This is a genomic window from Streptomyces hilarionis, from assembly GCF_024539675.1.
Classification (GTDB): Bacteria; Actinomycetota; Actinomycetes; order Streptomycetales; family Streptomycetaceae; genus Streptomyces; species Streptomyces hilarionis.
Map to the genome: position 1 here is coordinate 1 of NZ_JAHHIT010000040.1, position 20782 is coordinate 20782.

The 20782-nt window shown below is 72.4% G+C and carries 20 protein-coding genes; 9 read left to right on the forward strand and 11 right to left on the reverse strand.

Annotation, left to right across the window (positions count from 1 at the left end; all coding sequences use genetic code 11):
• Positions 1–242 precede the first annotated feature (242 nt).
• Together KMS84_RS08225 and KMS84_RS08230 are read left to right on the forward strand one after the other, a co-directional pair.
• Positions 243–935 carry a winged helix-turn-helix domain-containing protein gene (locus KMS84_RS08225; RefSeq protein ID WP_256915424.1) on the forward strand — a complete coding sequence of 231 codons (693 nt, stop codon included), beginning with the start codon at positions 243–245 and terminating at the stop codon, positions 933–935.
• Positions 932–3478 carry an ABC transporter permease gene (locus KMS84_RS08230; RefSeq protein ID WP_256915425.1) on the forward strand — a complete coding sequence of 849 codons (2547 nt, stop codon included), beginning with the start codon at positions 932–934 and terminating at the stop codon, positions 3476–3478. Before KMS84_RS08225 ends, KMS84_RS08230 begins: the two co-directional genes overlap by 4 nt.
• Before the next feature lie 181 nt (positions 3479–3659).
• On the opposite strand, the gene KMS84_RS08235 is transcribed toward KMS84_RS08230, so the two are convergent.
• From KMS84_RS08235 to KMS84_RS08265, 8 genes are all read right to left on the reverse strand, one after another.
• On the reverse strand, positions 3660–4100 hold the full coding sequence (locus KMS84_RS08235) for a rhodanese-like domain-containing protein (RefSeq protein ID WP_438818911.1): 441 nt from the start codon (positions 4098–4100) through the stop codon (positions 3660–3662).
• Positions 4097–4639 (reverse strand): cupin domain-containing protein, encoded by a 543-nt coding sequence (locus KMS84_RS08240; RefSeq protein WP_256915426.1) that lies wholly within the window; start codon positions 4637–4639, stop codon positions 4097–4099. Before KMS84_RS08240 ends, KMS84_RS08235 begins: the two co-directional genes overlap by 4 nt.
• Positions 4640–4738: 99 nt before the next feature.
• Positions 4739–4825 (reverse strand): putative leader peptide, encoded by an 87-nt coding sequence (locus KMS84_RS41875; RefSeq protein WP_311605579.1) that lies wholly within the window; start codon positions 4823–4825, stop codon positions 4739–4741.
• Positions 4826–5121: 296 nt separating this feature from the next.
• Positions 5122–6867 carry an FAD-dependent monooxygenase gene (locus KMS84_RS08245; RefSeq protein WP_256915427.1) on the reverse strand — a complete coding sequence of 582 codons (1746 nt, stop codon included), beginning with the start codon at positions 6865–6867 and terminating at the stop codon, positions 5122–5124.
• Between the two features lie 187 nt (positions 6868–7054).
• Entirely contained in the window at positions 7055–7963 is a 909-nt protein-coding gene (locus KMS84_RS08250) for an amino acid ABC transporter permease (protein ID WP_256915428.1), read from the reverse strand.
• On the reverse strand, positions 7960–8625 hold the full coding sequence (locus KMS84_RS08255) for an amino acid ABC transporter permease (protein ID WP_256915429.1): 666 nt from the start codon (positions 8623–8625) through the stop codon (positions 7960–7962). Before KMS84_RS08255 ends, KMS84_RS08250 begins: the two co-directional genes overlap by 4 nt.
• Before the next feature lie 115 nt (positions 8626–8740).
• On the reverse strand, positions 8741–9595 hold the full coding sequence (locus tag KMS84_RS08260; RefSeq protein WP_256915430.1) for a glutamate ABC transporter substrate-binding protein: 855 nt from the start codon (positions 9593–9595) through the stop codon (positions 8741–8743).
• Between the two features lie 64 nt (positions 9596–9659).
• A complete protein-coding gene (locus tag KMS84_RS08265; protein WP_256915431.1) occupies positions 9660–10436 on the reverse strand; it encodes an amino acid ABC transporter ATP-binding protein in 777 nt (258 codons plus the stop codon).
• Positions 10437–10770: 334 nt separating this feature from the next.
• On the opposite strand from KMS84_RS08265, the gene KMS84_RS08270 reads away from it, so the two are divergent.
• Together KMS84_RS08270 and KMS84_RS08275 are read left to right on the forward strand one after the other, a co-directional pair.
• Positions 10771–11457 carry a response regulator transcription factor gene (locus KMS84_RS08270; RefSeq protein ID WP_256915432.1) on the forward strand — a complete coding sequence of 229 codons (687 nt, stop codon included), beginning with the start codon at positions 10771–10773 and terminating at the stop codon, positions 11455–11457.
• Positions 11458–11469: 12 nt separating this feature from the next.
• Complete coding sequence (locus tag KMS84_RS08275; RefSeq protein WP_256915433.1) at positions 11470–12879, forward strand: sensor histidine kinase; 1410 nt, start codon at positions 11470–11472, stop codon at positions 12877–12879.
• A gap of 33 nt (positions 12880–12912) precedes the next feature.
• Here the strand turns inward: KMS84_RS08275 and KMS84_RS08280 are convergent, their stop codons facing one another.
• On the reverse strand, positions 12913–13926 hold the full coding sequence (locus KMS84_RS08280) for a TAXI family TRAP transporter solute-binding subunit (RefSeq protein ID WP_256915434.1): 1014 nt from the start codon (positions 13924–13926) through the stop codon (positions 12913–12915).
• A 100-nt stretch (positions 13927–14026) separates the two neighbouring features.
• Between KMS84_RS08280 and KMS84_RS08285 the strand changes: the two genes are divergently transcribed.
• A complete protein-coding gene (locus tag KMS84_RS08285) occupies positions 14027–14431 on the forward strand; it encodes a pyrophosphohydrolase domain-containing protein (protein ID WP_256915435.1) in 405 nt (134 codons plus the stop codon).
• Positions 14432–14481: 50 nt separating this feature from the next.
• Here KMS84_RS08285 and KMS84_RS08290 read toward each other — a convergent pair whose 3' ends face one another.
• Positions 14482–15708 carry a cation:proton antiporter gene (locus KMS84_RS08290; RefSeq protein ID WP_256915436.1) on the reverse strand — a complete coding sequence of 409 codons (1227 nt, stop codon included), beginning with the start codon at positions 15706–15708 and terminating at the stop codon, positions 14482–14484.
• A gap of 4 nt (positions 15709–15712) precedes the next feature.
• Entirely contained in the window at positions 15713–16198 is a 486-nt protein-coding gene (locus KMS84_RS08295) for a cation:proton antiporter regulatory subunit (RefSeq protein ID WP_256915437.1), read from the reverse strand.
• A gap of 303 nt (positions 16199–16501) precedes the next feature.
• Between KMS84_RS08295 and KMS84_RS08300 the strand changes: the two genes are divergently transcribed.
• From KMS84_RS08300 to KMS84_RS08315, 4 genes are all read left to right on the forward strand, one after another.
• On the forward strand, positions 16502–17509 hold the full coding sequence (locus KMS84_RS08300; RefSeq protein WP_256915438.1) for a sensor histidine kinase: 1008 nt from the start codon (positions 16502–16504) through the stop codon (positions 17507–17509).
• Positions 17506–18258: a response regulator transcription factor gene (locus KMS84_RS08305; protein ID WP_256915439.1), complete on the forward strand. Its 753-nt coding sequence runs from the start codon at positions 17506–17508 to the stop codon at positions 18256–18258. The genes KMS84_RS08300 and KMS84_RS08305 overlap by 4 nt, the downstream gene beginning before the upstream one ends.
• 65 nt (positions 18259–18323) lie before the next feature.
• On the forward strand, positions 18324–19853 hold the full coding sequence (gene miaB, locus KMS84_RS08310; RefSeq protein ID WP_256915440.1) for a tRNA (N6-isopentenyl adenosine(37)-C2)-methylthiotransferase MiaB: 1530 nt from the start codon (positions 18324–18326) through the stop codon (positions 19851–19853).
• A gap of 113 nt (positions 19854–19966) precedes the next feature.
• On the forward strand, positions 19967–20710 hold the full coding sequence (locus KMS84_RS08315; protein WP_256915441.1) for a class III extradiol dioxygenase subunit B-like domain-containing protein: 744 nt from the start codon (positions 19967–19969) through the stop codon (positions 20708–20710).
• Positions 20711–20782: the final 72 nt, after the last annotated feature.

The following is a 20782-nucleotide window of genomic DNA, read 5'->3' on the forward strand; positions in this document are numbered from 1 at the left end:
GGGGAGGGGGAGGGGAGGGGGAGAGCCCCTCCTGAGACCGAACAAGAACCGCGAACCGCACATCGCGAACCGCGACGAGCGGAACGGCCGCCCGCGGAGCCTCCAGCAGTAAGTCGCCGGCCGGGAATCGGCGAGCCGCGAGGCGTGAGCCGCGAGGCGAGGCGGGGGTGGGGTTAACCCCCCGTTGAAGACGCCTGATCGCCGCAGTGCACAGGTGGCTGTGCACAGACGACTGTGTACGCATGCCCCGGACACCCCAGGAACGCGGCGTCTCCGAGCCCGCGGCGACCGTCGAATTGGGCGACCTCGCCACGCTCAAGGCGCTCGCGCAGCCTCGTCGCCAGCGCATGCTCGAGCACCTCACGCTGCACGGCCCCGCGACCTCGGCGACGCTCGCCCGAGCCCTTGGTCTGAACACCGGCTCCACCAGCTATCACCTGCGGGAACTGGCCCGATACGGCTTCGTCGAGGAGACCGTCGAGGCGCCGGACAGCGCGCGGCGACCGGACGGCCGCCCGGAACCGTCCGCTCGACGGCGGCGCTGGTGGCGGGCCGTTCCCGGTGACCGCCGTTTCCCGCCGCGCAGCCGTCAGAGTCCCGCGATGCGGCAGGTGATGGACGAGCTGAACCATCACGCCTACGCCGCCGACGTGGAGCTCTTCGAACGGCTTCAGCGGGACGCGCCGGAGGGCGACCCCTGGAGCGACGCCTTCGCCCACTCCCGGTCCGCCGTCCGGCTCACCCTGCCCGAACTGCGGGAGTTCTTCGAGGAGTACATCGCCCTCCTCAACCGCTACAAGCGTCCCGAGTCCGAGACCCCGCCCGGTGCGCGCACCGTCCTCACCCGGCTCTTCGCCCACCCCGCTCCCGAGAGCCCCGGCGGGCCCGCCCACCTCACTGCCCCGGACGACAGAAGAGAGACGGACCCGTCATGATGCTGCGCTACGCCCTGAAGACCGTCCGTGCCCGCAAAGCGAGTTTCCTCGGCGCCTTTCTCGCCCTGATGTGCGCCGCCGCCCTGATCACCGCCTGCGGCACGCTCCTGGAGACGGGGCTGCGGGGGTCGATCCGCCCTGAGCGTTATGCCGCTGCGCCGGTGGTGGTCTCCGCCGACCAGAACGTCCATCGGACCACCGTCAAACACAAGAAGGGCAAGACCAAGGTCAAGCACAAGGCCAAGCCCATCGCCGAACGCGCCTGGGTGCCGGCCGGCCTGCGGAGCAGAGTGGCGTCCACGCCGGGGGTCGCCCGCGTCGTGCCCGAACTCACCTTCCTGGCACAGTCGTTGAGCCCTGAGGGTCGCCCGGTGGCCGCGGGGGCCGATGGTGGATCCGCGTACGGGCACGCCTGGGAGTCCGCCGCGCTGACGCCGTACCGGCTCACGGCCGGCAGCGCTCCCGCGGCCGACACCGACGTGGTCGTCGACCAGGCGCTCGCCGGACGAGCCCACCTCGCGCCCGGCGACCGGCTCACCGTCCAGTCGACACGGGCGCCGCGCGTCTACCGCGTTTCCGGTGTCGCCGCCCCCGACACCGCCGTCCGCCATCAGACGTCCCTCTTCTTCTCCACCGCGGAGGCGCGCCGCCTCGCCGCACACCCCGGACAGGTCACGGCGTTCGGGGTGTTCCCCGAGCCGGGCGTGGACGCCGGTCGGCTCCGCACCGCGGTGGCCACGGCTCTGCGGGGCACCGGCGCCCAGGTCAGCGCCGGGGACGCCCGTGGGCCGGTCGAGTTCCTGGACGCCGCCGCGGCCCGCACCAAGCTGGTGAGCATGGGGGGAGCGATGGGCGGCACCTCGCTGCTCGTGGCGGTCCTGGTGGTCGTCGGGACGTTCGCGCTCTCCGTGCAGCAGCGGCACCGCGAACTCGCCCTGCTGCGCGCCGTCGCCGCCACCTCGGGGCAGATCCGCAGACTCCTCGGACGTGAAGCACTGATCGTGGGGTTGGCCGCGGGCGCGGCCGGAGCGCTCCTGGGGATCCCTCTGGGGGGTTGGCTGCACGGCCGGTTCGTCGCCCTCGGCGCCGTGCCCGCCACGCTCCAGCACACCGTGAGTGCGCTGCCCCCGCTCGCGGCCGTCGCCGCGACCGTGTTCGGCGCCTGGGCGCCCGCCCGGATCGCCTCCCGCCGGGTGGCGCGCATCCGTCCGGCGGAGGCGCTGGCCGAGGCCCGCGCCGAGCGCACTCGACCCGCCTGGGGCCGTCTCCTCGCCGGTCTGCTGCTGCTCGCCGGCGGCGCTGTCCTCGTCGCCCTGCTCAGTGTTCTGCGCACCGAGCCGGCGTCGACGCCCGTGACCTTCCTCGCCGTGGTCGTGCTGTCCACCTCCGTCGCCCTGCTCGGACCGCTTCTGGTCAAGGCGGCCGTCCTCCTGCTGGCCGTTCCGCTGCGCCTGACCGGTCCCGGCGCCCGGCTGGCCGCCGCCAACCTTCGCGGCAACGCCGCCCGGATGGCGTCCGTGGTCACCCCGCTCACGCTGCTCGTCGGCATGGCCTGCACGGTGCTGTTCGTGCAGCCCACTCTCGGCGACGCGGCCCGTGCCCAGGCCCGCGAAGGCGTCCACGCCGACTGGATCGTCGCCCCGCAGGGACCCGGCGTCCCGGCCGAGGCGGCGCGACGGCTGCGCGCGCAGCGTGCCGTCGTCACCGAAGTGGTCCGTACGACCGTGCGGGTCGGACTGGACAAGTACGCCGCCCAAGGCGTCACCCCGGCCGGTCTGGCCCGCACCTGGGACCCGGACGTCACCGCCGGCTCGCTCGGCGAGCTCACCGAACACACCGTCGCCGTCAGCGAACTGGCCGCGGACCAGCTGCACCTGACACCGGGAAGCCCTTTGAAGCTCACGCTGGGCGACGGCACGCCCGCCACGCTGACCGTCGCCGCCGTCTACGCCAAGGGTCTCGGCTTCGGAGACCTCACCTTCGCGCACGACCTGCTCGCCCGCCACGTCGACAACCCGCTCTCCTCCTCCCTGCTGGTCCGCACGGACCGCACACAGACACAACTCGCGGCCACGCTGCGTGAGTTCCCGGGACTGACGGTGATCTCTCCGCCCGACGCCGACACGATCCAGGCGGAGCGGCAACAGGCGAACGCCGAGGTCGACTTCCTGGCCATGGGGCTCGTCCTGGCGTTCACCGCGATCGCCGTGGTCAACACGCTGGCGATGTCGGTCTCCGAGCGCGTCCGGGAGTTCGCCCTGTTGCGTCTGGCAGGGGCCACCCGCCGTCAGGTCCTGCGCATGCTGCGCACCGAGGCCCTGTCGGTCCTCCTGCTGGCCACCGGGCTGGGCAGCGCCATCGCCCTGGCCGTCCTGACCGCGTTCAGCGTCGGCATGACCGGCCGGGCTGCCCCGGCGGTCGTACCCCTCGTGTACTGCACGGTGGTCGCCGTAGCGGGACTGCTCGCCCTCGTCGCCACCGCCGTGCCGGGGCGGGTGGCGCTCAGGGTGCGCGCGGTGACGGTGGCGACGGCGAAGGACTGAAGGCCGTCCCCTCGGCTCGGAAGGGCCGAGGGGACGGTAGCGCCGAGAGCCCGGCAGGGGCCAGGCCCAGGACCCGAGCCAGGACCAGGCCCAGGACCCGAGCCAGGACCAGGCCCAGGACCCGAGCCAGGACCAGGTCGAGAAGCAGGGGTCAGGTCCCGCCCCCGGCCCCTGTCGCCGTCTACGAGGTCACGGGCAGACCCGCCGCCCTCCATGCCTGGAAGCCGCCGACGAGGTCGGTCGCCCGGTGCAGCCCCAGTTGGTGCAGTGACGCCGCGGCGAGGCTGGAAGCGTAGCCCTCGTTGCAGATCACGACCGCGCGCACGTCGTGGCTCGTGGCCTCGGGGAGCCGGTGACTGCCCCGGGGGTCGAGACGCCACTCCAGCTCGTTGCGTTCGACGACCAGGGCGCCCGGGATCAGCCCGTCCCGCTCGCGCAGGGCCGCGTACCGGATGTCGACGAGCACCGCCTCGCCCGCGCGGGCGGCCTCGAAGGCCTCCCGCGCCTCCACGCGCGCGTAGCGGGAACGCACGCGTTCGAGCAGCTCGTCTATGCCGGGCGGCTGCGGGTCGGACGTCAGGTCGTCGCCACGGTTGTTCGGCAGGTCGTCCGGGCCGCTCACTGCCAGTCCTCCGGGCGCTCCACCTGCTCCAGCCGCAGCACCCGTCCGGTGCGGCTGTAGCGGCGCATGCCGGGCAACGGCGGGTAGTAGGCGTGGACGGAGACGGCGTGCTCCGCGGGGGACTCGTTGAGCACCTCGTGGACGTGGTGGCGGCCGAAGGCCCGGCCGTGGCCGGCGGTCAGGGACCGTACCCGGTCGACGTCGTCGGCCAGCTCCAGGGTCTTCCAGCCGTCGGCGGGCAGTCGCGCGGCGAGCGAGTACTCCTTGAGCGTGCCCCGGGCCGTCTGGAAGGCGCCCACAGAGTCGGCGTGGTCGTGCCAGCCGGTGCCGGTGCCGGGTGGCCAGCCGATGAGCCAGGCCTCGCTGCCGCCGGGACCTTCCAGGCGCACCCATGTGCGGCCTTCGGGGTCGAGGGGGAGCGAGGAGATCAGTTCGGTGTCGGCGGCCGTGCGCCGGACGAAGTCGAGGAGGTCCGCCTGGGTGGGCGCCGCGACGGGGGCGTCCGCGGCGACGGCGGACGGGGAGGGGGAGACAGACATGGGTACCGTCCTGTGAAGGTTCGCGGGGGAGGCACGCGGCCGGGCGCGCGAGCGCGCATGCGCTGCGGCAGGGCGTGCCGGTGGGAGAGGGGCGCGAATTCAGCAGGACGGACGACACACGCAGCCCGCATAGCGGACGAGGTCCATATGGACCCTCCGCCACAGGCGCACATCGGTGTCGGTCACGATTCGGAGTAGACCATGACAGGGCAACCCGGTCAACTCATCGTCACCATGTGGACCTCACCGTGACGGACGCCATGAGGACGTCATGATGGCGATCAACATGTGGACTCCATCATGACGATCACCGTGTGCAGGTGGCCATGACGATGACCGTGTGGACGTAGCCATGACGACCACCATGCGCACTTGGTCGTGACGATCACCTTGTGCACTTGATCGTGATGACCACCCTGTGTGGACGTCACCGGGACCGGCGAGGCCCGCCGCGCGGTAGTGACCGCGCGGCGGGGCCGCCGCTACTTGGCCGGGCTGCCCGCCGCCGCGCCGGCCGCGGGTGCGTCCTGAGCCCCCTTCGTCCCCTTGGCCCCGCCGGTCCGCCCGGTCGGGTCGCTCCCGTCCGTTCCACCGGTCCCGTGGGCTCCCCGCGCCTTCTGCGCGTGCTGGGCGGTCGCCGGACCGCCCAGGGCCGCCTCCGCCGCCGCGTACAGGTCGGCCGCGCGCACCCCGTTGAGCGCGGCGACCAGATGGCCGTCGGGCCGGATCAGCAGGACGGTGTGGGCGGCCGCGCCCGGGTAGCTCTCCGCCACCAGCAGCTCGGCCGGACTCGGCAGGGCCGTCACGGCTGCGGCCAGGCGGGGCATGATCCCGGCGCTCACCCAGTGCCGGCGCTCCCACACGCCGGTGCCGGGCGCGATCAGCAGGACGAGCAGCGCGCCCCGGCCGAGGCGGTCCCGCAGGCGGACGAACGAGCCGTCCTCCGCCGTCACGCGGACGTCCTGGACCTGCGCGCCGGGCGGGGTGCCCACCGGGACCTCCGCCTCCAGGTGCCGGGGCGCCAGGGGGGAGTCCTCGTAGCCGCCGGCCGCACCCAGCGGTCCGCGTCCCAGGTGGCCGTCGCTCAGCATCGCGTCCTGGCCGCGCGCCGTGCCGGGCACGTAGGCCCTTATGCCGCCGCCGCCCCGCAGCAGGGGCAACGCCTGGTCGGCGGCGCGCAGCCGTGCGGAGACGACCGCGCGACGCTCCTGCTGGTAGCTGTCGAGCAGTGCCTCGTGCGGTCCGTGGTGCCAGGCCAGGGCGAGCTTCCAGGCCAGGTTGTCGGCGTCGCGCAGCCCCTCGTCGAAGCCCTGGGCGCCGAACGCGCCGAGCAGGTGCGCGGCGTCCCCGGCGAGGAAGACCCGTCCCACGCGCCAGCGGCGGGCCAGCCGGTGGTGCACGGTGTGGACGCCGGTGTCCAGCAGTTCGTAGGCGGGCGTGGAGCCGTCGCTCCAGCCGGCCAGGGTCTCGCGGACGCGGGCCACGAGGAGTTCGGGGGTGACGAGGTCCTTGCCGGGCGGCAGCAGCCAGTCCAGGCGCCACACGCCGTCGGGCAGCGGACGTCCGGTGACCTCGCCGGCGGAGGGGCCGGACGCGCGCCACGGTGGCATGCGGTGGAGCAGCGCCTCGTCGGGCCAGGGAAGGTCCACGCGCAGGGCGGCCACGGCGTGCCGTTCGACCGCGGTGCGGCCGGGGAAGCGGACGTCGAGGAGCTTGCGGACGGTGGAGCGCGGGCCGTCGCAGCCGACCACGTGGCTGCCGCGCCACCAGGTGCCCCGGGGGCCGCGGGTGTGGACCGTGACGCCGGAGGCTTCCTGTTCCAGGCCGTCCACGCGGCTGTCCGCGACGACCTTCACCAGCCCCTCGTCCTCCAGCGCGGCGCGCAACGTGGCCGTCAGGACGTGCTGGGCGATGTGCAGCGGCGCGGGGTCGGCGGTGTCCGGGTGGGCGGGGGCGGAGCCGTCGTCGAAGGCGACCTCGCGGATCACCTGCTTGCGCCGCATGGAGCGCCATCCGGCCCAACGGAGTCCGGCCCGGTCCAGGTCGGCTCCGGTCAGCCGCTGGACGAGGGCCGCGGTGTCCTCGCGCAGGACGACGGTGCGCGCGAGTCGCTCCTCGTCCTTGCCGGGGCCCTCGTCGAGCACCACGGAAGGCACCTGCTGCCGTGCCAGGGCCAGGGCCAGCGTGAGCCCCACGGGCCCGGCTCCGACGATGATCACCGGGTCCACGGCGTGCCGCCCCCTGCCTTCGACGGTGTCCTCGCGGGATGGGGTGAACAGCGGGTTGGAGCAGGGTGCACGATCACAGAACGTATGCAACCCATTGTCGTTGTTTGCGTCAAGCGACGAAAGGCAGTGGCGAGCCCGCCACTGCCTTTCGTACTGTGCACCTCGCTCGAGCGGGCGTCGGACGGCGTCAGATGCCGCCGCCCGCGCCGGTGCCGTAGGCACCGCCGACCTCCGCGGCGTTCAGGTCGTCGACCTTGTCGGCGCCGAGGACCGCGCCCGTGCCGCGCTTGCTGCGCCGCAGCCTGCGCTCCAGCCAGCTCGCGAAGCTGGTCAGGAGGAAGTTCAGCACGATGAAGATGATCGCGACGACGATGAAGCTCGGGACGACGTTGGCGTAGTTGGCCGCGAGCGTGCCGCGCGAGTTGAGCAGCTCGGCGAAGCCGATCATCACGCCGCCGAGCGCGGTGTCCTTGACGATGACGACCAGTTGGCTGACGATCGCCGGGAGCATCGCGGTGACGGCCTGCGGGAGCAGGATGCTGCTCATCGTCTGGCCCTTGCGCAGACCGATGGCGTACGCCGCCTCCGTCTGGCCCTTGGGCAGGGAGAGGATGCCGGCCCGGACGACCTCGGCGAGGACGGCGGCGTTGTAGAGCACCAGACCGGTGACGACGGCGTACAGAGGCCGCTCGTCGCTGCCCACGTTCGTGGAGCGGGCGTAGAACTCGTTGGCGAACAGCATCAGCAGCAGCACCGGGATGGCGCGGAAGAACTCGACCACCGTGCCGGACACGCCGCGCACCCACCGGTGGTCGGACAGCCGGGCGATGCCGAAGACGGCGCCCAGCGGAAGGGCGATGACCATGGCGAGCGCCGCGGCCTTCAGCGTGTTGGCGAGGCCGGGCAGCAGATAGGTCGTCCACGCCTCGGACTCGACGAACGGCTTCCACAGCGCGGAGTCGAGCTGGTTCTTGTCGTCCATCTTCTGCCACATCCACCACAGGACGAGGACGAGCAGGACGGTGAAGACCACCGAGAAGAGGACGTTGCGCCGCTTGGCGCGAGGTCCGGGAGTGTCGTAGAGGACCGAGCTCATCGCTTCACCGCCAGTCGCTTGCTGAGCCGGCCGAGGATGAGGCCGGTGGGCAGGGTCAGAACCACGAACCCGAACGCGAAGACCGCGCCGATGAGCAGCGTCTGCGCCTCGTTCTCGATCATCGTCTTCATGAGGGAGGCGGCCTCGGCGACGCCGATGGCGGCCGCCACCGTGGTGTTCTTGGTCAGCGCGATCAGGACGTTGGCCAGCGGGCCGATGACCGAGCGGAAGGCCTGCGGCAGGACGACGAGCGTCAGCGTCTGGCTGAAGCTCAGGCCGATGGCCCGGGCCGCCTCCGCCTGGCCCAGCGGCACGGTGTTGATGCCGGAGCGGATCGCTTCGCAGACGAAGGCCGAGGTGTAGGCGATCAGACTGAGCACGGCCAGCCGGAAGCCCTGGACGTCGAAGTCGTCGCTGCCCATGGTCATGCCGAAGATGTCGGCGAGACCGAGTGAGCTGAACAGGATGATGACCGTCAGGGGGATGTTCCGCACGACGTTGACGTAGACGGTGCCGAACCCGCGCATCAGCGGGACGGGGCTCACCCGCATCGCGGCCAGCAGGGTGCCCCAGATCAGGGATCCCACGGCGGAGACGGCGGTGAGCTTCACCGTCATCCAGAACGCCCCTAGGACGTCGTAACCATCAAGAAAGTCGAACACGATCTCCCGCGCTTCCGGCTGGGTGGCGTATGGGAAGGGTGCGGTGCGCCGCCGCCGTGATCGCGACGGACGGCGGCGCGCCGCAGGAACCCCGCAGGGTGGGCCGTGGCCCGGACTACTTGACGATGACGCCGATCTTCGGCGCGGGCTCGTTCTTGTAGTCGGCCGGGCCGAAGTTGTCCTTGACGGCCTTGTCCCACGCGCCGTCCTTGACCATCTGCTCCAGCGCCTTGTTGATCTTGTCCACGGTCGCGGTGTCGCCCTTCTTGACGCCGATGCCGTAGTTCTCGTTGCTGAGCTTCAGGCCCGCGAGCTTGAACTTGCCCTTGTACTGGTCCTGGGAGGCGAAGCCGGCGAGGATCGAGTCGTCGGTGGTGACCGCTTCGACCGCGCCGCTCTGCAGACCGGCGATGCACTCCGAGTAGGAGCTCACCTTCTTGAGGTTCGCGTCGGGGGCGATCGTCTTCTTGACGTTCTGCGCCGAGGTCGAACCGGTCACGGAACACAGCTTCTTGCCGTTGAGGTCCGTGCCCTTGGCGATGTCGGAGTCGGACTTGATCAACAGGTCCTGGTGGGCCAGCAGGTACGGGCCGGCGAAGTCGACCTTCTGCTTGCGCTCGTCGTTGATCGAGTAGGTGGCGGCGATGAACTTGACGTCACCGCGCGCGAGGGCGTTCTCGCGGTCGGCGCTCTTGGTCTCGACGAACTCGATCTGGTCCGGCTTGTAGCCGAGCTGCTTGGCGACGTACGTGGCGACGTCGACGTCGAAGCCGGCGAAGGACCCGTCGGGCTTCTTCAGGCCGAGGCCGGGCTGGTCGAACTTGATGCCGACCTTGATCTTGCCGCCGCCGCCGCTTCCGGCGCTGGAGCCGCTTCCGGCGTCGTCCTTGTTGTCGCCGCCGCACGCGGTGGCGGTCAGGGCGAGGACGAGGGCTGCGGCCGAGGCGGCGGTGACCTTGCGAAGCTTCATGGAGAACGTCCTTAGAAGAGTGATGAAGTACTGCGTGCGGTGCGGGGTCCGGCGGAGCTGCGGGTCAGTGGTGCAGGATCTTCGACAGGAAGTCCTTGGCACGGTCGCTGCGCGGGTTGCTGAAGAACTGGTCGGGCGCAGCCTCTTCGACGATGCGTCCGTCCGCCATGAACACCACGCGGTTTGCAGCCGATCGTGCGAAACCCATCTCGTGGGTGACGACGATCATCGTCATGCCGTCCCGGGCCAGCTGCTGCATGACCTCCAGGACCTCGTTGATCATCTCGGGGTCCAGGGCCGACGTCGGCTCGTCGAAGAGCATGACCTTCGGGTCCATCGCCAGCGCGCGGGCGATGGCGACGCGCTGCTGCTGTCCGCCGGAGAGCTGCGCGGGGTACTTGTCCGCCTGGGTTCCCACACCGACCCGGTCCAGGAGGGCGCGTGCCTTCTCCTCGGCCTGCGCCTTGTCCGCCTTGCGGACCTTGATCTGGCCGAGCATCACGTTCTCGAGCACGGTCTTGTGCGCGAACAGGTTGAACGACTGGAAGACCATGCCGACGTCGGCGCGCAGCCGGGCCAGCGCCTTGCCCTCCTGGGGCAGCGGCTTCCCGTCGATGCTGATCGCGCCGTCGTCGATCGTCTCCAGACGGTTGATCGTGCGGCACAGCGTCGACTTCCCGGACCCGGAGGGGCCGATCACCACGACGACCTCTCCGCGGGCGATCGTCAGGTCGATGTCCTGGAGAACGTGCAACGCGCCGAAGTGCTTGTTGACGCTCTTCAGGACGACCAGGTCACCGCTCGTGACCGCGTCCTCCTTGGTCACCGATACTTCGGTCATCGCTCTGGTGCTCCGTCCTCCTCGGTTTCGCTGGACAGTAGTGACCTGCCGCGACCAGCGTCATTACATCTGAGGGGAATCTGAGGATCACGATCCGATAGCAATCGGACACATGTCGTAGCACTTGTGACCTGCGGCCGTATCGGCCGGATAACGGAAGGCGCGTGCAACCGGAACTCGCTTGACTGCGTCCTCGTCCATCAGCGTCACTGCCATGATGCACCCACGCGTGTGCGCGCTGTCTTTCGCGCGTTCGTCACGGGTTCGCGAAACCGCAGGCCTGTCGGAGTGAGTCAGACCGTATGTCCGAGGAAGTGAACAGGAGGAGGCCGGCATGAGACTGCTGCTCGTCGAGGACGACAACCATGTCGCCGCCGCGCTGTCCGCCGTCCTCAAACGGCACGGTTTCGACGTCACCCACGCGCGCAGCGGCGAGGAGGCCCTCCAGGCGCTCGTCCCGGAGGGAGCCGGCTTCGGGGTCGTCCTGCTCGACCTCGGCCTGCCCGACCAGGACGGCTACGAGGTCTGCGGCAAGATCCGCAAGCGCACCGCCACTCCGGTGATCATGGTGACGGCCCGTTCCGACGTGCGTTCCCGTATTCATGGCCTCAACCTGGGCGCCGACGACTACGTGGTGAAGCCCTACGACACGGGGGAACTGCTCGCCCGGATCCACGCCGTCAGCCGTCGCACCGTCCCCGACGACCCGGCCACCGCCCAGGACAGCGCGCTGCGCCTGGGGCCGGTGCAGATCGAACTGCCGACCCGGCGCGTCACGGTGGACGGCGCGGCCGTCCAGCTGACCCGCAAGGAGTTCGACCTCCTGGCGCTGCTCGCCCAGCGGCCCGGCGTGGTCTTCCGCCGGGAGCAGATCATCAGCGAGGTGTGGCGCACCAGCTGGGAGGGGACCGGGCGCACCCTGGAGGTCCATGTGGCCTCGCTGCGCGCCAAGCTGCGCATGCCCGCGCTGATCGAGACCGTGCGCGGCGTCGGCTACCGGCTCGTCGCCCCGGCCGCGTAGCGGGGACCGCGGTTGCGTACACGTCTCCTGCCGCTGCTCATCGTCCTGATGGCGGCCGTGCTGCTGGCCCTCGGGGTGCCGCTGGCGATCAGCGTGGCCGGCGCCCAGCAGCAGAAGGTCGTCGTCGACCGCATCGACGACACCGCGCGCTTCGCGGCGCTCGCCCAGTTCGTGACCGCCTCGTCGGGCGCGAGCGACACCACGGCGGCGTCCACCAACGAGCGGCGCGCGACCCTCGGCCGGGAGCTCGCCAGCTACTACGACGTCTACGGCATTCGCGCCGGTGTCTTCTACGGCACCGACACGCCCATGGCTCATGCCCCGCGCGACTGGTACCTCCCCGCATCGGGTGAGGTGCGGGACGCCTTCGACGAGGCGCTCCTCAGCCGTCGCAGTCACGACCCCCGGCAGGTGTGGCCGTGGCAGCGCAACCGGCTCGTCGTGGCGTCGCCGGTCATCCGGGACGGCGACGTCGTCGCGGTCGTCGTCACGGACTCGCCCACCGGGCCCATGCGGTCGAGGATCCTGCACGGCTGGCTGGTCATCGGCGCGGGCGAGGTCGCCGCGATGCTGCTGGCCATCGGCGCCGCGCTGCGGCTGACCGGCTGGGTGCTGCGACCGGTGCGGGTCCTGGACGCCACCACCCACGAGATCGCGAGCGGCCGGCTGAAATCCCGGGTCGCGGTGGGCGGCGGGCCGCCGGAACTGCGGCGGCTGGCCGGAGCGTTCAACGAGATGGCGGACAACGTCGAGAACGTGCTGGAACAGCAGCGCGCGTTCGTCGCCGACGCCTCCCACCAACTGCGCAACCCGCTCGCGGCCCTGCTGCTGCGCATCGAGCTGCTGGCCTACGAGCTCCCCGAGGGCAACGAGGAGATCGCCTCGGTTCAGAACGAGGGCAAGCGCCTGGCCCAGGTCCTGGACGACCTGCTGGACCTCGCCCTCGCCGAGCACGCCGAGGCCGACCTGCGCGTCACCGACATCGGCGCGCTGGCCGCCGAGCGGGTGGCCGCCTGGGCGCCCACCGCCGAGGCCAAGGGCGTGCGACTGGTGGGCGACTGCCCGCCCACCACGGCATGGGCCGACCCGGTGACGCTCTCCAGCGCCCTGGACGCCGTCATCGACAACGCCGTGAAGTTCACCCCGCGCGGCGAGTGCGTCGAGGTCGTCGTGGCGGCCGACGGCGACACCTCGACCGTCGTCGTGACCGACAACGGGCCGGGCCTCACCGACGAGGAGCTCACGCGCGTGGGCGACCGGTTCTGGCGCAGCGGCCGCCACCAGAACGTCAAGGGCTCGGGCCTGGGCCTGTCCATCTCCCGGGCCCTGCTCGCGGCGGGCGGCGGCTCGCTGTCGTACGCCCACCACGAGCCGAGCGGACTGACGGCGACGGTGTCGGTGCCCCGCTCGCCGACGGCGTGAGCGCGCCCCGGGCGAAGGCCCTGCGGCCGGCGCCTACGGCTTGACCGAGCGGTAGTAGCTCCGGGCGCCCTGGTGCAGCTTGAGGGGGTCGGTGTAGATGGCGGTGCGCAGGTCGACCAGCTGGGCGGAGTGCACGTGCGCGCCGATGCCGTCCCGGCTCCTGATCACGGTGCGGGTCACCCACTCGGTGAGCCGGGGGGCCATGTCCGTGCGGGTGATCAGCAGGTTGGACACCGCGATCGTCGGCACGGAGGAGCCGTTCTGGATGGTGGGGTAGGCCGACTCGGGCATGTTCGCGGCCCGGTAGTAGCCGGTGGAGTCGTCCTGGTCGTGCATCTCGGCGACGAGTTCGGAGCTGATCGGCACGAACCGGAAGGTGTAGGTGTCGGCCAGCTTCTCCAGCCCCGCGGTCGGCACCCCGCCGGACCAGAAGAAGGCGTCGATCTTGCCGCGCTTCAGCTTCTCGGGGCCGGTGTCGATGCCCTCCGACTCGGCCTTGATGTCCTTCACCGGGTCCAGGCCCGCCGCCCTGAGCACCCGCTCCGCGATCAGGCGCACACCGGAGCGGGGCAGGCCCGTCGCCACGGTTCTGCCCCGCAGATCCGCGATGGAGCGGATGTCCGAGTCGCGGTCCACCACGAGCTGGACGTAGTCGTCGTACAGCCGGGCCACCCCGCGCAGTTCGGCGGCCCCGCCGGGGTGCTGCGACTCGTAGGCCTGCACGGCGTCGGCCGCGGCGATGGTGAAGTCGGCCTCGCCGGTCGCCACGCGCTCGACGTTCTCCGGGGACCCGTTGCTCGTCGTCAGGTTCACGTCCAGATCGGGCATGTCCCTGGCGAGCGCGTCGCGCAGCTGGCTGCCGTACTCGTAGTAGACGCCGCTCGTCGTGCCCGTGCTGAAGGTGATCGAACCGCTCGGCGGCTCCTCGCCCAGCGGCAGCAGCCACCACAGCAGCAGTCCCATGACGACGAGGACGGCGGCGGCCGCGCCCCCCAGGACGCCGCGCCTGCCGGGACGTCCGCCGGGACGGGAGAACACCTTGGACATGCCAGCGATCCTGCCAGCCCGCACGAGGTGCTGGCCAGGGCGGGGCTCACAGCCCCCGGAACGCACAGGCCTGTCAGTGCCTGTCGCTACAGTCGGCGGCATGAGTACCTCGCCCGCCGATCTGGTCCGTGAGTTCCACCGCGCCTTCGGGCTCGACGTCCGCTCCACGCCGACCGAGGTGCCGCCGGCTCTCGCCGAGCAGCGCAAGAACCTGCTCGCCGAGGAGGCGGCGGAGGTCGCCGAGGTGTCGCACGGAGGCCTGCTGGACCGGCTGGCGCACGAGCTGGCCGACGTCGTCTACGTCGCCTACGGCACGGCGCTGGTGCACGGGATCGACCTCGACGCGGTGCTCGTCGAGATCCACCGCTCCAACATGACCAAGATCGGCCCCGACGGCCGGATCGCCCGCCGCGCCGACGGCAAGGTGCTCAAGGGCGAGCACTACCGGGCGCCCGACGTCTCGGCGGTCCTGCGCCGACAGGGCTGGAGACCTGAGGGGGCCTGATCCGGCCGGCCGCGCCCGGGCCGCGCACGGCGAGCGTCCCACCGGCGCCCTCAGTCGCCCACCGGCGTCTGCGGTCGCGTCTCGGCCGGCAGCTCCGGCACCGCGGCCGGGCCGCCGGGCGCCCGGCGGCGCGTCCACCGCGTGGCGAGCGGCTCGGTGAAGCGCGCCGTGAGGGGGCCCAGCACGACCAGGATCAGCACGTACGCCGTGGCCAGCGGTCCGAGGGAGGGCTCGATGCCGGCGGTGACCGCCAGCCCGGCGATGACGATCGAGAACTCGCCGCGGGCCACCAGCGCACCGCCCGCCCGCCAGCGTCCCTTGACCGAGATCCCGGCCCGCCGGGCGGCCCAGTAGCCGGTGGCGATCTTCGTCGCGGCGGTGACGACGGCCAGCGCGAGGGCCGGCACGAGGACGGGAGGGATGCTCGCCGGGTCGGTGTGCAGCCCGAAGAAGACGAAGAACACGGCGGCGAACAGGTCCCGCAGCGGGCTCAGCAGCGTGTGCGCGCCCTCGGCGACCTCGCCGGACAGCGCGATGCCGACGAGGAACGCGCCGACCGCCGCCGACACCTGCAACTGCTGTGCCACACCCGCGACCAGGATCGTCAGCCCCAGCACGACGAGGAGCAGCTTCTCCGGGTCGTCGCTCGACACGAAGCGCGAGATCACCCGGCCGTAGCGCACCGCGGCGAAGAGCACGAGCCCCGCGACGCCCAGCGCGACCGCCAGGGTCATGCTGCCGGCCGCCAGTCCCACCCCGGCCACCAGCGCGGTGACGATCGGCAGGTAGACGGCCATGGCCAGGTCCTCCAGCACCAGCACGCTGAGGATCACCGGCGTCTCCCGGTTGCCGACCCGTCCCAGGTCGCCGAGCACCTTGGCGATCACCCCGGAGGAGGAGATCCAGGTGACCCCGGCCAGCACCACGGCCGCCACCGGCCCCCAGCCGAGCAGCAGCGCGGCGGCGGCCCCGGGCAGGGCGTTCAGGGCGCAGTCGACCAGACCGGACGGGTAGTGGGCCTTGAGGTTGGAGACCAGATCGCTCGCCGTGTACTCGAGGCCCAGCATCAGCAGCAGCAGGATGACGCCGATCTCGGCGCCGGTGGCCACGAACTCCTCGCTCGCGCCGAGGGGCAGCAGCCCGCCCTCTCCGAAGGCCAGTCCGGCCAGCAGGTAGAGCGGGATCGGCGAGAACCGGAACCGGGCCGCGAACCGGCCGAGCAGGCCGAGGCAGAGGATGATGGAACCGAACTCGATCAGCAGGACGGCGGAGTGCACCCGATCACTCCCGACCGAGGATCGCGGCGGCCGCGTCCACACCCTCGCGGGTGCCGACGACGATGAGCGTGTCGCCTCCCGCGAGCCGGAAGTCCGGGGCGGGGGACGGTATCGCCTCGGCCCGCCGCAGCACCGCCACGATCGAGGCGCCGGTCTCGGTGCGCATCCTGGTCTCGCCCAGCAACCGCCCGTTCCAGCGCGAGGTGGCCGCCACCTCCACGCGCTCGGCGACCAGCCCCAGGTCCGTCGTGTAGAGCAGGCTCGCGCTGTGATGGGACGGCATCAGCGCGTCGATCAGCGCGCCCGCCTCGGCGCCGGTCAGCCGCAGCGACTGGGCGCAGGAGTCGGGGTCGTCGGTCCGGTACAGGTTCACGGTGCGCGCGCCGTCGCGGTGCGCCACGACGGACAGCTGGCGCTGCTCCCGCGTCACGAGGTCGTACCGGACTCCGATGCCCGGCAGCGGAGTCGTTCGCAGGCGTGGCGCAGACACGTTTCTTCCCCTGAGTGGTCGTGGGCGGTGCTACCGGGACGTCTCCTCGCGGGTGCCCGGAAACGCCATGCTGCCACCTGCCCGTACCGTGACGACATGGGTGTCGTGACGGATGGACAGGGCCGCCGGCCGACGGAGAGGCTGGTCACGGCGGCGCCATCGAGCCGCGGCCGCGACGGTTCCGGTGACGCCGGACCGGGCGAACCGGGCGGACGAGACAGCCGCGGCGGGCCGGCCGGTCGAAACGGGCCGAGCGCTCGAAAGGCGCGCAAGGGACGAGTCGGAACGGGAGGTGTCGCGCACGTGTCGTTGTTCTGGCGGATCTTCGTCCTCGACGCCCTCGGCCTGGTCGTGGCGGCCGCGCTGCTCCTGGGCCCGGTGACCGTCTCCACGCCGATTCTGCCGGCCGAGGTGCTCGTCGTGCTGGCGGGCCTGGCCGCGCTGCTGGCCGTCAACGCGGTCGTGCTGCGCGTCGGCCTGGCGCCGCTGGGACGGCTGGGCCGGGCCATGGCCGACGCCGACCTGTTGCGCCCCGGGGCCCGCGCCGTGGTCGCGGGGCCGGTCGAGACGGCCGAGCTCATCACCACGTACAACGCCATGCTGGACCGCCTGGAGGCCGAGCGCGCCGCCAGCGCCGCCGGAGCCCTGTCCGCGCAGGAACGGGAGCGCCATCGCGTCGCCCGCGAGCTCCACGACGAGGTCGGGCAGACACTGACGGCCGTCCTGCTCCAGCTCAAGCGCGTCGCCGACCGGGCCCCCGAGGACCTGCGCGAGGAACTGGGCCTGGCACAGGAGTCCACCCGGTCCGGACTGGACGAGATCCGCCGCATCGCCCGACGGCTGCGCCCCGGCGTCCTCGACGAGCTGGGCCTGGTCAGCGCACTGCGCTCCCTGGCCGCCGAGTTCACCACCCATGGGCTGACGGTGCGCCACGACCTGCGCGCCGGGCTCCCCGCGCTGACCGAGGAGACGGAACTGGTGCTCTACCGCGTGGCCCAGGAGGCCCTGACCAACACCGCCCGGCACTCGGGCGCCGACCGCGCCGAGCTGCGGCTGCGCCCCGTCGGCGACGGCGTCGAACTGCTCGTGCGGGACAACGGCACGGGCCTCGGCGCGCGGGCCGGCGAGGGCGCCGGCATCCGGGGGATGCGCGAACGGGCGCTGCTGATCGGCGCGGTCCTGACCGTCTCGTCGGGCGCCGGCGGCAGCGGGAGCGGGGCCGACGTCCGACTGCTGACGAGGGCGGCCGCCGTGGCGACGGCAAGGGCTGCGACGACAGGCGTCCCGGCGTCCCCCGGGGGTCTGCGATGACGCACTCCGTCGCGTCGGCGACCCCGGCGCAGGGCCCGCCGACATCCGAGCCGTCCCCGTCCACCACGCAGCCCGGACCGTCCGGAGCGGCCGCGCCGATCCGGGTGCTGCTCGCCGACGACCACACGCTCGTCCGCCGTGGCGTGCGGCTCATCCTGGACGGCGAGCCCGACCTCACGGTCGTCGCCGAGGCCGGCGACGGGGCCGAGGCGGTCGCCCGCGCGCGGGAGGGGGACGTCGATCTGGCCGTCCTCGACGTGGCCATGCCCCGGATGACCGGGTTGCAGGCGGCGCGCGAGCTGTCCCGCAGGCTCCCGGCGCTCCCCATCCTCATCCTCACGATGTACGACAACGAGCAGTACTTCTTCGAGGCCCTCAGGGCCGGGGCCGGGGGATACGTCCTGAAGTCGGTCGCCGACCGGGACCTGGTGGAGGCGTGCCACGCGGTCGTGCGCGACGAGCCGTTCATCTACCCCGGCGCCGAGCGGGCGCTCGTGCGCTCCTACCTGGACCGGCTGCACCGCGGCGCCGACGTCGACGGCCTGCCCGAGCGGCCCATCACCGAGCGCGAGGAGGAGATCCTCAAGCTCGTCGCGGAGGGGCACACCTCCAAGGAGATCGGCGCGCTGCTCTTCATCAGCGCCAAGACCGTCGAACGGCACCGCGCCAACCTCCTGCAGAAGCTCGGCATGCGCGACCGGCTCGAGCTCACCCGCTACGCGATCCGCGCCGGTCTGATCGACCCCTGAGCGCGGCGGACCCCTCGAGGAGCGGGGGCGGCGGGCGTCCTCCGGCGAGCGCCTACCCTTGAGCCATGACCAGCAGCAGCGACCGGAGCCTCGCAGTGGACGTCCAAGCCCCCAAGAGCTACGAGATCCGCACTTACGGGTGCCAGATGAACGTCCACGACTCCGAGCGATTGTCCGGGCTGCTCGAAGAGGCCGGGTACGTGCGCGCCCCCGAGGGCTCGGACGGCGACGCGGACGTCGTCGTCTTCAACACCTGCGCGGTGCGCGAGAACGCCGACAACCGGCTCTACGGCAACCTCGGCCGCCTCGCCCCGCGCAAGGCGAGCCGGCCCGGGATGCAGATCGCGGTCGGCGGCTGCCTCGCGCAGAAGGACCGCGAGACCATCGTGAAGAAGGCGCCCTGGGTGGACGTCGTCTTCGGCACGCACAACATCGGCAAGCTGCCGGTCCTGCTGGAACGCGCGCGCGTGCAGGAAGAGGCCCAGGTCGAGATCGCCGAGTCGCTGGAGGCGTTCCCGTCCACCCTGCCGACGCGACGCGAGAGCGCCTACGCGGCCTGGGTGTCGATCTCGGTCGGCTGCAACAACACGTGCACGTTCTGCATCGTCCCGGCGCTGCGCGGCAAGGAGAAGGACCGCCGCACCGGCGACATCCTCGCCGAGATCGAGGCGCTGGTCGCCGAGGGGGTCTCCGAGATCACCCTGCTCGGCCAGAACGTCAACGCCTACGGCTCCGACATCGGCGACCGCGAGGCCTTCAGCAAGCTGCTGCGCGCGTGCGGCGCGATCGAGGGCCTGGAGCGCGTCCGCTTCACGTCCCCGCACCCGCGCGACTTCACCGACGACGTCATCGCCGCCATGGCCGAGACGCCCAACGTGATGCCGCAGCTGCACATGCCGATGCAGTCCGGCTCGGACACGGTCCTCAAGGCGATGCGCCGCTCCTACCGTCAGGAGCGCTACCTCGGGATCATCGAGAAGGTGCGCGCCGCCATCCCGCACGCGGCGATCACCACCGACATCATCGTGGGCTTCCCCGGCGAGACCGAGGAGGACTTCGAGCAGACCCTGCACGCGGTCCGCGAGGCCCGCTTCGCGCAGGCGTTCACCTTCCAGTACTCCAAGCGCCCCGGCACCCCGGCCGCGACCATGGACGACCAGATCCCCAAGGAGGTCGTCCAGGCGCGCTACGAGCGTCTCGTGGCCCTCCAGGAGGAGATCTCCTGGGAGGAGAACAAGAAGCAGGTCGGCCGCACGCTGGAGCTGATGGTGGCCGAGGGCGAGGGCCGCAAGGACGGCGCCACGCACCGCCTGTCCGGCCGCGCCCCCGACAACCGTCTGGTGCACTTCACCAAGCCCGAGCGGCAGGTGCGCCCCGGCGACGTGGTGACCGTCGAGATCACCTACGCCGCCCCGCACCACCTCCTGGCCGAGGGCGCGGTCCTGGACGTGCGCCGCACGCGCGCGGGCGACGCCTGGGAGAAGCGCACCGCCGAGCAGTCGGCCAAGCCGGCCGGCGTCCTGCTCGGCCTGCCCAAGATCGGCGTGCCCGCGCCGCTCCCGGTGGCCACGGGCAGCGGCTGCGGCTGCGACTGACGGCGGCGGGGCCCGGCGGGCGACACCCCGGAGGTGACGTCCGGCCGGGGCGCGTCGCCGGGGACGCCCGGTGGGGTGCCCCAGGGCGCGTCCTCGGGGTTACGCTGCCGATCATGCTTGTCGCCGCCTCCGTCTGCCCCTGTCCGCCGCTGCTCGTGCCCGAGGTCGCCGCGGGCGCCGCGCCCGAGCTGGACGCGGCGCGTACCGCCTGCTCGGACGCCCTGGCCGTGCTGGCGGCCGCCCGGCCGGACCGGCTGGTGGTCGTCGGCCCCGCCGAGAAGGCGGGACGGGGCCCCCACCCGGAAGGCGCGCGGGGCTCGTTCCGCGGCTTCGGAGCGGACGTCGCCGTGCGCCTCGGCCGCAGTGGCGAGCACGGTGGCGAGCACACCCCCGTGGCGCCGGGCTCGGAGAGCCCGGACCTGCCGCCGTCCCTCGCCGTGGGGGCCTGGCTGCTGGAGCGGGCCGGCTGGTCGGCCGCCCCGGTCGAGGGTCTCGGCGTCGGGGAACCCCTCGCGGCCGAGCGCTGCGTCGAGGTGGGCCGGGAGATCGGCGCGTCGTCCGCACGGGTCGCCCTGCTGGTCATGGGCGACGCGAGCGCGTGCCGCACGCTGAAGGCGCCCGGCTACCTCGACGAGCGCGCCGCGCCCTTCGACGCGGAGGTCGCCCGCGCGCTCGGCACGGCGGACGTGGCGGCGCTCAAGGCGCTGGACGCCGAGCTGGCGTACGAACTCAAGGCCTGCGGCCGCGCGCCGTGGCAGGTGCTCGCGGGCGCCGCCGACGACGCCGGGCTGACCGGCGCGCTGCTCTACGAGGACGCGCCGTACGGCGTGGGCTACCTGGTCGCCACCTGGTCGTAGCCGGCGTGCGCCGGGCGGGACCGGGCCATGGGCGCGGGTCGGGGGACGGCCGTGAGGGTTTCCGCTCCGCGG

What these genes read in the sequence shown, in the direction of transcription:
- miaB (WP_256915440.1), top strand. Translation starts at nt 18,324, where the DNA reads ATGACCAGCAGCAGCGACCGGAGCCTCGCAGTGGACGTCCAAGCCCCC.
- KMS84_RS08240 (WP_256915426.1), bottom strand. Translation starts at nt 4,639, where the DNA reads ATGTCTGTCTCCCCCTCCCCGTCCGCCGTCGCCGCGGACGCCCCCGTC.
- KMS84_RS08315 (WP_256915441.1), top strand. Translation starts at nt 19,967, where the DNA reads ATGCTTGTCGCCGCCTCCGTCTGCCCCTGTCCGCCGCTGCTCGTGCCC.
- KMS84_RS08265 (WP_256915431.1), bottom strand. Translation starts at nt 10,436, where the DNA reads ATGACCGAAGTATCGGTGACCAAGGAGGACGCGGTCACGAGCGGTGAC.
- KMS84_RS08260 (WP_256915430.1), bottom strand. Translation starts at nt 9,595, where the DNA reads ATGAAGCTTCGCAAGGTCACCGCCGCCTCGGCCGCAGCCCTCGTCCTC.
- KMS84_RS08285 (WP_256915435.1), top strand. Translation starts at nt 14,027, where the DNA reads ATGAGTACCTCGCCCGCCGATCTGGTCCGTGAGTTCCACCGCGCCTTC.
- KMS84_RS08250 (WP_256915428.1), bottom strand. Translation starts at nt 7,963, where the DNA reads ATGAGCTCGGTCCTCTACGACACTCCCGGACCTCGCGCCAAGCGGCGC.
- KMS84_RS08270 (WP_256915432.1), top strand. Translation starts at nt 10,771, where the DNA reads ATGAGACTGCTGCTCGTCGAGGACGACAACCATGTCGCCGCCGCGCTG.
- KMS84_RS08280 (WP_256915434.1), bottom strand. Translation starts at nt 13,926, where the DNA reads ATGTCCAAGGTGTTCTCCCGTCCCGGCGGACGTCCCGGCAGGCGCGGC.
- KMS84_RS08225 (WP_256915424.1), top strand. Translation starts at nt 243, where the DNA reads ATGCCCCGGACACCCCAGGAACGCGGCGTCTCCGAGCCCGCGGCGACC.
- KMS84_RS08230 (WP_256915425.1), top strand. Translation starts at nt 932, where the DNA reads ATGATGCTGCGCTACGCCCTGAAGACCGTCCGTGCCCGCAAAGCGAGT.
- KMS84_RS08305 (WP_256915439.1), top strand. Translation starts at nt 17,506, where the DNA reads ATGACGCACTCCGTCGCGTCGGCGACCCCGGCGCAGGGCCCGCCGACA.